General features: G+C 39.2%; 12 protein-coding genes. 1 reads left to right on the forward strand and 11 read right to left on the reverse strand.

The genetic code is table 11. The annotated features are described in order from the left end of the window. Window positions 1-4 precede the first annotated feature (4 nt). From rnc to ACTVAI_RS01030, 11 genes are all read right to left on the reverse strand, one after another. A complete protein-coding gene (rnc, locus tag ACTVAI_RS00980) occupies window positions 5-700 on the reverse strand; it encodes a ribonuclease III (protein ID WP_443473953.1) in 696 nt (231 codons plus the stop codon). Window positions 701-1,101: 401 nt separating this feature from the next. Beyond that, entirely contained in the window at window positions 1,102-2,904 is a 1,803-nt protein-coding gene (gene opp4A / locus ACTVAI_RS00985) for an oligopeptide ABC transporter substrate-binding protein (RefSeq protein WP_443485684.1), read from the reverse strand. Window positions 2,905-2,922: 18 nt separating this feature from the next. After that, window positions 2,923-3,873, reverse strand: a complete 951-nt coding sequence (locus tag ACTVAI_RS00990; RefSeq protein WP_443474457.1) for an ABC transporter permease — start codon at window positions 3,871-3,873, stop codon at window positions 2,923-2,925. A 28-nt stretch (window positions 3,874-3,901) separates the two neighbouring features. Further along, window positions 3,902-4,864: an oligopeptide ABC transporter permease gene (gene opp4B / locus ACTVAI_RS00995; RefSeq protein WP_443474456.1), complete on the reverse strand. Its 963-nt coding sequence runs from the start codon at window positions 4,862-4,864 to the stop codon at window positions 3,902-3,904. A gap of 2 nt (window positions 4,865-4,866) precedes the next feature. Then, window positions 4,867-5,808, reverse strand: coding sequence for an ATP-binding cassette domain-containing protein (locus ACTVAI_RS01000; protein ID WP_443474461.1), 942 nt, complete (start codon window positions 5,806-5,808; stop codon window positions 4,867-4,869). Between the two features lie 10 nt (window positions 5,809-5,818). Next, the gene (locus ACTVAI_RS01005; RefSeq protein WP_443474455.1) at window positions 5,819-6,829 is read right to left on the reverse strand and encodes an ABC transporter ATP-binding protein; all 1,011 of its coding nucleotides are present in this window, start codon (window positions 6,827-6,829) and stop codon (window positions 5,819-5,821) included. 279 nt (window positions 6,830-7,108) lie between these two features. Then, a complete protein-coding gene (gene acpP, locus ACTVAI_RS01010; protein ID WP_443474454.1) occupies window positions 7,109-7,348 on the reverse strand; it encodes an acyl carrier protein in 240 nt (79 codons plus the stop codon). Between the two features lie 125 nt (window positions 7,349-7,473). Further along, entirely contained in the window at window positions 7,474-8,493 is a 1,020-nt protein-coding gene (gene plsX / locus ACTVAI_RS01015; protein ID WP_443474453.1) for a phosphate acyltransferase PlsX, read from the reverse strand. A gap of 75 nt (window positions 8,494-8,568) precedes the next feature. Continuing rightward, on the reverse strand, window positions 8,569-10,614 hold the full coding sequence (gene recG, locus ACTVAI_RS01020) for an ATP-dependent DNA helicase RecG (RefSeq protein WP_443474452.1): 2,046 nt from the start codon (window positions 10,612-10,614) through the stop codon (window positions 8,569-8,571). A 68-nt stretch (window positions 10,615-10,682) separates the two neighbouring features. Next, window positions 10,683-12,353 carry a DAK2 domain-containing protein gene (locus tag ACTVAI_RS01025; protein ID WP_443474451.1) on the reverse strand — a complete coding sequence of 557 codons (1,671 nt, stop codon included), beginning with the start codon at window positions 12,351-12,353 and terminating at the stop codon, window positions 10,683-10,685. A gap of 41 nt (window positions 12,354-12,394) precedes the next feature. Continuing rightward, complete coding sequence (locus ACTVAI_RS01030; protein WP_443474450.1) at window positions 12,395-12,757, reverse strand: Asp23/Gls24 family envelope stress response protein; 363 nt, start codon at window positions 12,755-12,757, stop codon at window positions 12,395-12,397. Between the two features lie 314 nt (window positions 12,758-13,071). On the opposite strand from ACTVAI_RS01030, the gene rpmB reads away from it, so the two are divergent. Then, window positions 13,072-13,260, forward strand: a complete 189-nt coding sequence (gene rpmB / locus ACTVAI_RS01035) for a 50S ribosomal protein L28 (RefSeq protein ID WP_443474449.1) — start codon at window positions 13,072-13,074, stop codon at window positions 13,258-13,260. Window position 13,261 lies beyond the last annotated feature (1 nt).

Genomic DNA, 13,261 nt, shown 5'->3' on the forward strand with positions numbered 1-13,261 from the left:
CTGATTATCCTTTTTTCGTCAGTTTTTGGTAAGCAACGCGTGCCGCTGCTTGTTCCGCTGACTTCTTACTCGTACCTGAACCTTGTCCTAACACCTTACCATTTGCCTGCACTGCTACTTCAAAGCGTTTAGCGTGTGAAGGCCCGTCTTCCAGTAATAGGGCATACTTGATTAAAATATCACCATTTTTCTGTAGTTCTTCCTGCAACAATGTCTTGTAATCCATCGCATGTGAAAAAGCATCCTCTTTTATAGAATCAAGAACAACTTGTTTGATAAATTTTTTTGCAGCTGTCATTCCCTGATCCAAGAATAAAGCACCGATGAAAGCTTCAAACAAATCACACAATAGTGCTGGACGTTTACGGCCATTCATATTCTCTTCACCTTTACCCAGGCGAATATGTTTATCAAAATGGCAGTCGTTGGCAAATTGGGCCAAGCTTGGTTCACAAACAATCTGGGCACGTAAACGGGTTAATTTCCCTTCGCTCCAACTTGAATAGTAGTGGAAAAGAAACTCGGAAACTACTATTTCCAAAACCGCATCCCCTAAAAATTCCAATCGTTCATTATGCTTCATTTTTTGATGACGATGCTCATTCACATATGATGAATGGGTAAATGCCTCCTGTAACAGCATTTCATCGTTGAAACGAATCCCATATTCATCTTTTATTAATTGAATTAGATCATTCATATTTTGTTACCTCCTCTCGATTAATTAAAAAATCCATACTTCACCATTATACGTCAAACAGCCGTATTTTTCACTAAAATCTAGACAAGATAAGGTTTAAGAAGCATCAAAGTCCGTGAGGAATGAACATAACTTTTTGGTCACCCTTAGTTAAGGCGTTCTAGGTGATTACTCAAATCGGAATATCCTATTGAGTAATCAATTAAAGGTTAAAAGTGATTACTCAAACCTAATTCAGCTTCTAAGTAATCAGTTCAAGGCAAAAAGTGATTACTCAGACCATTAAACGGCTGTGAGTAATCACTTTTCAAATTCTGAGTTTCCGTGCACACGCTCTTGCTGCACTCCACAAAAAAAAAGACTGAGATTTCTCTCAGTCCATAAGATTAGGTTCGGTTATATTAGTATGCTGTTTCAGATGTTAATTCTACAGCTTCCCAGCCGTCTGTCGTTCCGTAAGTGATATCATAGTTTTTAACGCGGTTATTAACTGCGAATACTTCTGATCTCCACAAAGTAGGAATTACAGGAACGTTTTCGAACATATGCTCTTGCCATTCGTGGAATGCTTCAAATTTGAATTCTGGATCAAATGCGTCTTTAGAATTGATTTTGTTCAAGATAGCAGTATTTTCTTCATTCACATAGCGAGTGTAGTTAAATGCTGCTGTTTCACCGTATAGGCCAGTTGGGTTTGGATCATGTCCTGTTCCCCAAGCTGCTTGGTAAACATCAATATCTTCGTTATCAGCTTCAAGCATATCGTAGAAAGCTTGGAACTCGATTAGACGACCTGTAGCCAATTGTACATTCAAACCGATGTTATTCCATTCTTGTAGGTAGTATTGTGCGATTGGCTCAGAAGTTGCGCCACCTGCCATAGATGCAAAGTTGATTACTAACTCTTCACCTTCTGGAGTTTCACGGAATCCGTCATCATTAGTATCGACATAACCAGCGTCATCCAAGATTTTTGCTGCTTTGTCTGGATCATATGTGAAACCTTCGATTTCAGTGTTTACAAAATCACCAAATACTGGTGGAATCATAACTTTCGCATTTTCACGAAGTCCTTGGTAGAACTCAGTTGCAATTGCGTTGTTATCGATCGCGTATGCCATAGCTTGACGCAAGTTCACATCAGCCATTTTAGCATCTGGGTTGGAAACATTTTTAGCAGCTTCAGCATCCCATTGACCAAGTTTGAATCCAATGTATGTATAAGCTAATTCTTGACGGCCTAGAAGTGTAAAGTTTTCGCCATCTTTGTAAGTGTCGTATTGGTCTGTTGGCATGGAAGCAACATCGTAGTTACCATTTTCCATTTCAGAAACGATTGTTTCTGGAGCAACAACTTCTACAACAACGCCATCCAATTTAGGAGCACCTTTCCAGTAGTGTTCGTTTGCTTCATATTCTACAGACTCACCCGGTGTAATAGATTTAACACGGAATGGACCTGCACCAACAGGATTGTTACGAATTTCTGGAGAAGAAGCCAAGTCAGCAATTGCTACATTTTCCAATTGGTGTTTTGGCATTGGGTAACCCCAGATACCACCACCTGATTGAAGAATGGATGGATTAACTTCGATGTATTCAATTGTAATATTTTGATCATCTGAAACAGTGATCCCTGAAATAGTATCAGCTTCGCCAGCTTTATATTCAGCCATACCTACGATGTTTTCGAAATCCGCACCGTAACGTACACCAGCATATTCTGGACTACCGATAACTTCATATGAGAACAATACGTCCTCAGCAGTCAATGGCTCGCCATCTGACCATTTCAAGTCATCTTTCAAAGTAATTGCGATAGTTTTTGCTTCTTCGTCAAATTCGAAAGTAGCCATACCATCTTGTGAAAGCATAAAACTTTCGTCAACTGAGAATAGCATCTCATGAGAGAATCCCATTAATTCAGCATCATAAGCATCTTCATAGAATTCTGGACTGAAGATACCTTGGAATGGTGAGCTGGCAACCATAGCGTAACGCAATGTGCCACCTTCAATTGACTCTTCGTCATTTGTCATGACTGTTTCGAACTCAACAACACCACTTTCTTCGCCACCAGCTGTTGATTCTGATACTGAACCAGTATCTGTTGAAGAAGTTTCTTCACCGTCGCCGCCTGTACAAGCAGCTAGAGTTAGCGCAAAAGCAGCTAAAGAAACTAGACCTAATTTTTTCTTGAACATTGTATTTCCTCCCTTTTCCTAACCTAATCTTTGTTTAGAGTCTGCCGAACGCTGCAACGCTTGGCCGACATAGTTTATGCTCAACATCAACACTAAAATCAGTATTGAAGCTGGCAACCAAACCCATGTTTTATTCTCGATGACATCTGGGGATGTCGCAAACCCAATGAGTGTACCTAAACTTGGAACAGATGGTGGTAAACCGAAGCCCAAGAAACTCAGACCAGTTTCGATTCCTATATTACCTGCAAAGTTCAATGTCGAGTTAACGATTATCAATGAACTCAAGTTTGGCATCACTTCGCGGAACATGATTTTGAAATCACTAGTACCTAATGTTTTCGATGCACTTACATAATCACGCTCAGCTTCGGATAATGTACGACTCCGGAAAATACGGGCCTTACCTACCCAACTGAAAGCACTCATAATAAGTACGAACGTCACAAGATTGTAATCACGTACCATTGATACAAAAACAATAATAATCATATTTGTAGGTAAAACCATAATGAAGTCCACAATACGCATCAGTATGTTATCAATGATTCCACCGTAGTAGCCTGAAATGATTCCCAAGCCAATACCGATGATACCAGTAATAATCGTAACACTAAAACCTATAATGATAGAATTGCGGGCACCGATGAACAATTGTCCAAGTACGTCCCGTCCTCCCTCATCAGCGCCAAGGAAATATTCCGCCCCTGGCATCTCGTAACGATTTAAAATGTGGACACGCATAACTTCACTTTGATCAAAGAAAGCATATGATCCAATAAAAATAACGAGCAACAATGTAATTAATAAGCCCAGTGAGAACATGGCTAATTTATCTTTTTTAAATTCACGAGCAATAACTGCAAAACCAACAACAGTTCCCTGCTCATCAGCTGATTCGACTAATGTATCCAAGTGCGCACTTACTTCTTCTGCACTTGCTTGTTTTTTCTCTTCTTCAGGTAGCATATTATAACCTCCATTTCTATATTAATTTCTACTCGATACGGATACGTGGGTCAACGATACTCATGATGATATCAGATAGCAAAGTACCGAATAACGCCGTTAATCCAAATAGTAGAATTAAAGCGGTGATGACACTATAATCACGGGCGCCCAATGAATCGATAAACAAGCGACCCATCCCAGGGAATGAGAAGATCCGTTCGATAAAGATGGACCCACCTATCAAGCCTGTAATGTCATAACCTAGAAATGAAGCAATAGGTAAAATTGAGTTACGGAAAATGTGTTTGTTATAAACGACTTTTTCAGGAACACCTTTAGCACGAGCAGTTTTTACATAGTCTTCTTGTTTGGCATCAATAACACCCGTACGTAGATATTGTATCGTACTTGTAGTTGCCAATAACGCATAAGACATAGCCGGTAAAATCAGGTGGTAGAAACGACTCCAGATATACTCCAGTGACCCTACTTCCAAACCTGATGCTACAGTCCCTCTAGTTGGGAACCAGCCCAAAGTGAAACCGAAAATCCAGATTAATAGAAGTGCAAAAACGAAAGTTGGAATGGCAAAGCTGACATAGTTATAGAAACTGATTGCTTTGTCTCCCCAAGACCCATTTTTACGTCCCGCATACATACCCAAAGGCAGTGCGATTAGATATGTAAAAATCAAGGAAACGATGGATAACCAAATGGTGTTACCAACACGTTGACCAATTAATTCTGCTACAGGAATTTTATATGTATAACTTTTACCAAAATCCCCTTGCAAGGCATTTGTAATCCAATCCCAATACTGAACATACCACGGATTATTCAAACCTGCTGCTTCACGTAGGCGTTCAATTGTTTCAGGGTCCATATCAGGAGTAATAAGTCCTGTAAACGGGTCACCTGGCATAATTTGTGCCATCAAGAACACAAGCAAGCTAAGAATTAAAATTTGCGGAATCATGACAAGCACTCGTCTTAAAATTGTTTTCCACATAATTAGGCACCTCCCTTAATATCGCTTGGTCGAATAGCAACCTTATGAGTATCGGATAGAGAGGTTAAATCATAAACACGACCATTTTCATCATAATACTTCTCTTGATTATCAGCGTATTCCTTTTCAACTGCTAAACGGTTTGCTTTATGAGCATCGCGTGTTAGAGGATCCATTACCGGAATAGCGGATAAAAGTCGTTTCGTATAGATGTGTTGTGGATTGGTGTAAATGTCTTGTTTGTTTCCAAATTCAACAAAACGTCCACGATACATAATTGCCAAATCTTCACACATATGTTTCACAACACCCAGGTCATGGGAGATAAACAAATATGAAACGTTGTATTCTTCTTGAATACGTTTCATAAAGTTCAACACTTGTGCTTGAACTGACAAATCAAGTGCTGATGTAGGCTCATCGGCAATGATTAATTTAGGATTTGTTGCAACGGCACGGGCAACCCCAATACGTTGTCTTTGTCCCCCAGAAAACTCATGAGAATATTTATATAATGCATCTTCTGGCAAACCAACAATATCCAACAATTCAATAACACGACGTTTTGTTTCGTCAGGTGATAGACGTTCAAAATTATCAAGCGGTTCCGAAATGATGTCCAACACACGTTTTCTCGGGTTTAAGCTTGAGATTGAGTCCTGGAAAATCATTTGCACATTACGATTATAAGGGGAAGTACGTTTACGGGCTTTGTTCGTTACATCTTCGCCTTCATAAACAACTTGTCCACTTGTTATCTTTTCCAACCCGATGATAGCTTTTCCGATTGTAGATTTACCAGAACCGGATTCACCAACCAAACCATATGTTTTTCCTTCTTCGATTTCCAAGTTTATCCCGTCAACAGCATGAACATGGTCCGTCACGCGGTTCCAAAATCCACTTCGAATAGGATAATGCACTTTTAGATCTTTAATTTGCATAAAACTCAAATTATTCTACCTCCCCTTCGAAATGGAAATGTTCATGACATGTACATCTCACAAAATGATTAGGAGAAATTTCATGCAGTGTCGGGTTTTCTTCATGCTCTTCAGCAGGTATCCAAGGAATACGGCTAGCAAAGCGACAGCCTTTTCTTGGAAGATTTTTCAATGAAGGCACTGTTCCCTGAATAACGTGCAAATCCTCTGAATCGCCTTCTAGCTCTTCAGATTGTGGAATTGATTTTAAGAGCGAACGTGTATAAGGGTGTTTAGGATTTGTAAACAATTCTGTTGCAGTAGCCATTTCAACGATTTGGCCGGCGTACATGACCGCTACACGGTCTGCAGTTTCAGCTACAACGCCAAGGTCATGGGTAATCAGGATAATTCCTGTTTCCATTTCATCCTGGAGATCTTTCATTAAATCCAGAATTTGAGCTTGAATTGTAACATCTAGGGCAGTAGTAGGTTCATCAGCAATCAAAATTGGTGGTTTACAGGATAATGCAATCGCAATGACCACCCGTTGTCGCATACCACCTGAAAGTTCGTGTGGATATTGTCTTGCAACACGTTCTGGTTTTGGAATACCAACTTGATTCAACAATTCCAATACACGTTGTTTACGTGCAGAAGAGTCCATCTTAGTATGGTAAATGAGTGCTTCTTCAATTTGATCTGATACTGTCATCAGTGGGTTCAATGCTCCAAGAGGATCTTGGAAAATCATCCCGATATCATTTCCGCGGATACGATTATAAAGGGTTTCATTTAAATCAATGAGATTTAAATCTTGGTACAGTACCTCGCCTTCAATGCGAGTATTTGCCTTATTATGAAGTCCAACAATGGTAGTTGCTAATGTACTCTTACCTGATCCAGATTCTCCTACAATAGCTAAAATCTCATTTTTCTCAAGTGTAAATGAAACATCGTCGACAGCGTCATAATAATCATCTTTAATTCTAAACGCTGTGTGAAGATGATTTATCTCCAGTAGCGGTTTCCCTGTTTGCATGGGATACCCTCCTTCTAACCAGTGATTATTCGTATTTTCAAGCGATTAACTCAGAATTTTGTCACAATAACAAAAAAAGACTTAAATAACTTGTCTATTTCGAACTCACCAGTGTGTTTATTAATATTTCTAATTATACTGACTAAAAATTAGAAAGACAACCTTTTTTTCACCAATTCTTAACATTGTCTAGATAAGTTACCGGTATTAAACTTTTGTTCAATAAAAAACAACATGACCACAATAACCTTATGGTCATGTTGCTCTTAATGTAGCTTATTATTTGTGTGCATCGATATAGTCGACTGCATCTCCGATTGTAACAATCTTTTCTGCATCTTCATCGGAAATTTGGATTGAGAAAACATCTTCCAATTCCATAATTAATTCGACGACATCAAGTGAGTCAGCTCCCAAGTCTTCCTGGAAAGTTAAGTCACGGGAGACTTTTTCTGCATCAACCCCAAATCGTTCAGTAATCATAGCAGAAATTCTTTCAAGTGTAGTATTCTCTGACAAAATAGCACCTCCTAATCGTTACGTTTCTTTGATTAACAAGAAAACATCTGTTTGAATTTCACAATGTTTATTTTACCGTTACCACTATATTTTGTCCAATACTATTTCAATGTGGCACTTTTGAATTACGAGGGTGTTTCTTCTTTATGTGTTTCAAAATAGGTCACAAGATCCGTGATTACATGAGAAGAAATAATTTTTCTAATTTGTTTTATAGTATGGTAAACAGCGACTTTGTCGGCAGAGCCATGTGTTTTTACGACAGGAGCTCGTAAACCAAACAAGACAGCTCCCCCATATTTAGAGTAATCCATGGTATCTTTTACGTTTCCGAGTGCATCTTTTACTAGTAAACCACCTATTTTTGCTTTAAGTCCTCCTGAAAGGACACTGCTCTTCATTAATTTCATGATTCCGAATGCTGTTCCTTCAATGGTTTTCAGTACTGCATTACCAGTAAAGCCATCTGTCACGATAACATCAGCATCTCCGGAAAATAATTCCCGGGCCTCGATATTACCAATAAAGTTGATGGATTCTTCTGCTTCCAGTAATTCAAAAGACTTTTTAGATAAATCACTACCTTTACTTGCTTCAGTTCCATTGTTGAGTAAAGCAACTTTTGGTTTTTCTTTCCCGAGCACAAATTGTGCGTAGTAAGACCCCAAAATTCCGAATTGATGTAAGTTCTCAGGTTTTGAATCTGCATTTGCACCTACATCCATAAATATGAATTGGTCATCTTTCCCGATTACAGGTAAAACAGGCATTAGTCCTGGACGGTCGATTCCTTTAATCCGTCCAATAATCAATAAACCAGCTACTAATAACGCCCCTGTATTCCCTGCCGAGAAAAGTGCATCGGCTGTTCCTTCTTTAACGGCTCTGGCAGCCAAAACGAGTGAGGCCTCACGTTTTGAACGGATTGCCCTAACCGGCTCGTCATCGCTATTAATTTTTTCAGTTGTGTGGACTATCTTAATTTTATCTGTATTGTATGCGTCTCCTAGAACGGGTTTAATTTGTTCGCCGTCGCCAAACAAAATAAACTCAACATCAGAATATTCTTTCGCCGCTAGTAGAATACCTTCTACGATTGCTTGAGGAGCATGATCGCCACCCATTGCATCGACTGCAATTCTCATTTATTTACCTTCTTTCTTTTTCATCTAAATCTATTTTAGAGAAGCTTATATGAATTGTCATCTTTTTAATGAACATTATTGTAATTTTTTCGCTAGATTTTGCTCTGTTTCCAGATATTCACGTAAGGGCAGACATTCAGGTTCATCAAAGAAAGATTTATCGCTCAACATCAGGATTGCATCCCGGTTCGCTGTATCCAACACATCCGCGTGCTTTATGACGTCAGCATATTTGAATACTGGCATCCCAGCCTGCTTGACGCCAAATACATCTCCAGATCCCCTTAATTCCAAGTCCTTTTGACTTAAGTAAAAGCCATCCGTAGATTCCGTCATGATCTGCATACGTTCTTTCCCGATTTCAGTCTTGGGATTTGCAAGCAGAATACAATAAGACTCTGCACTTCCTCTACCAACCCGCCCTCTTAATTGATGAAGTTGGGCTAAACCGAATCTTTCGGCATCCTGAATGACCATCACGGTAGCATTGGGAACATTTAAGCCTACCTCGATAACGGTCGTTGAAACCAAAACTTGATAGCGATTATCTTTAAAGGCATGCATGATTGCATCTTTTTCCTCAGCCTTTTGTCTGCCGTGCAAGAGACCGATTTGCCATTTCCCTTTATAAAACTCTACCACCTTTTGATGGACTTCTTCAGCATTTTTGAGGTCTATCAGTTCTGACTTTTCAATCAACGGGGTAATAATATAGGCTTGTCGACCTTTTTCCAACTCCTGCTCGATAAACGTCAATGCACGGACCAATTGATCTGACTTGCTCCAGACCGTGCGAATAGGAATGCGACCATCAGGCATTTGCGCTAGTACTGAAACATCCATCTCGCCCATTAATGTAATTGCCAGGGTTCTCGGTATAGGCGTAGCCGTCATATAAAGCACATTGGGATTATTGCCTTTTTCATTCAATTTCTGCCGTTGATTCACACCAAATCGATGTTGTTCATCCGTAATAACCAACCCCAGATGGTGAAATTCGACATCATCCTGTATCAAGGCATGGGTCCCTATCACCAAATCCAATTTCCCAGCTGCTAAATCTTCCAAAATCTGTCTTCTATCTTTTGTTTTCGTACTTCCTGTTAACAATGCGACAGAATAATTTGTATTTTCAAAGAAAGACGAAACGGTTTGAAAATGCTGCTCGGCTAGTATCTCGGTGGGAACCATAAATGCCCCTTGATAACCTGCGAGAATAGTCGCTACCAATGCTATTACTGCCACTACTGTTTTCCCACTTCCAACGTCCCCTTGCAAAAGACGATTCATCTCGAATGGGGCTCGCAGGTCACGACAAATTTCATTAACGACTTTTTTTTGTCCATCGGTCAGTTCAAAGGGCAAAACATCAATAAAAGATTTCAGTTTTTCGACATCATATAAAATAGGTTGCCCCTGTTTGCTTCCTTTTCGTTTGAAACGGATGAGTTGTAATTTTAATTGATAAACCAAAAATTCTTGGTAAATGATTTGGCGCGTTGCTTGTTGGAATTCATCCTGGGTTTTCGGAAAATGCATCGCCCTGATAGCGTCTTTATGAAACATCAACCGATACTTTTGGCGAAGGCCCTCAGGAATTATCTCGGGAACGAACGCGTAATAGTCATCAATGGCTGCTTGGATGAGATTCATTAATGTTTTTTGTTTTATACTCTTATTAACATGATACACCGATTCAAAATCTTGGTTTTCCTGATTATTGCTGGAGCCCAGAATTTTGAATCCTCCTAGATTTTGGCGTATGGCATCCCATTTACCAAATATGGCAATTTCATCTTCTAGAATCACTTTATCCTTCAAATAAGGTTGGTTAAAAAAAGTAACACCAACAACTGCGTTATCCAAAGCTATTTTAAAAGATAGGCGGCTTTTACGATACCCATAATGTTGAACGACAGGTTGGGTCACCACGGTCCCTTTTAACGTAACTTTTTCTTGATCTTCAATTTCGTCCAAAGAACGCACTTGAATATCTTCATAGCGAAAAGGAAAATGCGTTACCAAATCATAGATCGTGTAAATACCCAAAGAGTGCAATGATTCCAGCCGTTTTGCTCCTACTCCGTTTAAAACTTCCACTGAATCGTAAATCGTCTTCATTTTATAGCAACACCTCCCCTAAAATGGTAAAAAAGCTGGAGCAAAAGCCCCAGCTCCTTTAGCAAAAATTACTCAACAGAAATTAAATAACTATATACAGGTTGATTTCCTTCTTGAATCTCTACTTCGACTGCAGCGAATTCTTCAGAAATTTTTTCTGCGATTGATTCACATTCAGTTAGGTCAGTATCTTCGCCATAAATTAAAGTTACGATTTCACTGTCTTCATCAATCATTTTGCGTAGAGTAGCTAACACAGCATCAATGCGACCTGGTTGAGAAATCATGATTTTCCCATCGACAATCCCCATGTAATCGTCTTTAGCGATCGCAACACCATCTATTTCAGTGTCACGAATAGCATTGGTGATTTGACCACTCTTAACGAACTCAAGCTCAGCAGTCATATTTTCTTTATTTGTCTCTAAATCGACTTGGTCGTTGAATGCCAACATGGAAGCCAAGCCTTGAGAAATAGTGCGTGTAGGTACAACAATGACATCTTTGTCGGATACCTCAGCAGCTTGCTCAGCCGCCATAAAGATATTTTTGTTATTTGGCAAAATAATCGTCTTTTCAGCGTTTGCTTCATCCACTGCTTTAAGGATGTCTTCCGTACTTGGGTTCATCGTTTGGCCACCCTTGATAATGGTGGATACGCCTAAACTACTGAACAAATTATAAATACCTTCTCCAGCCGCAACTGCAATAACCGCATACGGTTTAGCCGGTTGTTTTTCAGGTGTAGTCTTGCCTTTTTCTAAAACTGCGTCATGTTGTAAGCGCATGTTGTCTACTTTGATTTTTAAGAGTGAACCAAATTTTTGGCCATAGTTCATGACTTCACCCGGATATTCGGTATGAACGTGAACTTTTACAATTTCGTCATCAGCTACAACTAATAGTGAATCCCCTACTTCATTCAAGTGGTTACGGAATGTATCGTAATCGAATTCTTCCGTTACTGTTTTTCCTTCACCAAGTTGTACCATAATTTCAGTACAGTAGCCAAATTCGATATCTTCACTTGAAACAGCATGTCCGATATGTTCAAAGTTTTCGTGATGTGCAATTTCTGTAACATCGGCTTGTAGCGCAATTTTCGTTTTAACTGAAACCTTTTTACCTGTTAATGATTCTAAAAAGCCTTGATAGATAAACAATAGTCCTTGTCCACCACTATCAACAACGCCAACTTCTTTCAATACTGCCAATAAATTAGGAGTATTCGCAAGGCTAACTTTAGCAGCATCGACTACCGTCTCCATGATTTCAATAATGTCATCGGATTCTTTAGCTTTTACTTGTACTGCTTCTGCTGATTCTCTTGCAACGGTCAGGATTGTCCCTTCCACTGGCTTCATAACTGCTTTATAAGCAGTTTCAACACCTTGGGAAAACGCAGCTGCGAATTCACTGGCACTTAATTTCTCTTTCCCTTCCATTGCTTTGGAAAAACCACGGAAAAGTTGTGATAGAATGACGCCAGAGTTTCCTCTCGCACCCATTAAAAGACCTTTAGCTAAATCTTTACTCATTTCGTCAATACGTTTTGATTCTGACAACGACACGCGATCCGCTCCGGATGTGAAAGACAAATTCATGTTTGTACCAGTATCACCATCTGGAACCGGAAAAACGTTCAACGAGTTCACATATTCAGAATTTTCGCTAAGCCGTTCCTGTGCGACTTCCACCATTGCTTTAAAATCACTTGCAGTCAGTTCTAATTTATTCACCTTGCTTGTCCTCCTTCACCATGCCAATGGTGATCTCTCCATTAATCATTTAACACGCGAACGCCTTGTACGAACACGTTAACTTTTTCTGCTGAAAAACCTAGCATTGTTTCCAAATTGTATTTCACTTGAATTTGGACATTTCGACAGATTTCAGATATTTTTGTTCCGTAAAGAACAACAATATAAACATCAACCGCAACGATATTATCTTCTTGACGAACGATAACACCTTTGGAGTAGTTTTCTTTCTTCAGGATTTCACTGATATTATCCCGAATCTGACTTTTGCTGGCCATCCCGACGACACCATAGTTGTCTGTCGCAGCCCCACCAACCACTGTTGCGATTACTTCGTTTTCTAAACTGATTTCGCCTAAATTTGTTTGGATTTTAACTGCCATTTTATATAGCCTCCTTGAGTTTGAATGGAAACAAACGCTAATCATCATCCATAATAGCATATTTTTCCCTAAAAAATAACTTCTATTAAAGATATTATAACAAAGTTTCATTCATAATAAGAACTATTAGCGTAGTTATGCCTTTTTTGCTGGTTAACAGACCATAGTATGGTGGTTCATAAAAAGAGTGTCAAGTAAATTTACTTTAAAGTGTTGCAATTCAAATTGAATTATGATAAATTATTCAAGTGTATGAAATGAGGTTTATCTTAGTCTGTCTTTAGTTTTTGGAACAATCAAGGGGAGGTAATAATATGTCTAAAGAGTGCTACATTACTGGACGTAAAAGCCGTTCAGGTAACAACCGTTCTCACGCTATGAACTATACAAAACGTACTTTCAAACCAAACTTGCAAAAAGTTCGCATTTTGGTTGACGGAACACCTAAAAGAGTTTGGGTTTCTGCTCGTGCTTTGAAATCAGGTCTAGTAGAACGCGTTTAAT

The organism is Jeotgalibaca sp. A127 (genome assembly GCF_052266745.1).
Lineage (GTDB): Bacteria > Bacillota > Bacilli > Lactobacillales > Aerococcaceae > Jeotgalibaca.

Coding starts and splice junctions, on each gene's coding strand:
- recG (WP_443474452.1), bottom strand. CDS start 10,614: ATGAAGACGATTTACGATTCAGTGGAAGTTTTAAACGGAGTAGGAGCA.
- ACTVAI_RS01005 (WP_443474455.1), bottom strand. CDS start 6,829: ATGCAAACAGGGAAACCGCTACTGGAGATAAATCATCTTCACACAGCG.
- rnc (WP_443473953.1), bottom strand. CDS start 700: ATGAATGATCTAATTCAATTAATAAAAGATGAATATGGGATTCGTTTC.
- ACTVAI_RS01000 (WP_443474461.1), bottom strand. CDS start 5,808: ATGCAAATTAAAGATCTAAAAGTGCATTATCCTATTCGAAGTGGATTT.
- opp4A (WP_443485684.1), bottom strand. CDS start 2,904: ATGTTCAAGAAAAAATTAGGTCTAGTTTCTTTAGCTGCTTTTGCGCTA.
- rpmB (WP_443474449.1), top strand. CDS start 13,072: ATGTCTAAAGAGTGCTACATTACTGGACGTAAAAGCCGTTCAGGTAAC.
- opp4B (WP_443474456.1), bottom strand. CDS start 4,864: ATGTGGAAAACAATTTTAAGACGAGTGCTTGTCATGATTCCGCAAATT.
- plsX (WP_443474453.1), bottom strand. CDS start 8,493: ATGAGAATTGCAGTCGATGCAATGGGTGGCGATCATGCTCCTCAAGCA.
- ACTVAI_RS00990 (WP_443474457.1), bottom strand. CDS start 3,873: ATGCTACCTGAAGAAGAGAAAAAACAAGCAAGTGCAGAAGAAGTAAGT.
- ACTVAI_RS01030 (WP_443474450.1), bottom strand. CDS start 12,757: ATGGCAGTTAAAATCCAAACAAATTTAGGCGAAATCAGTTTAGAAAAC.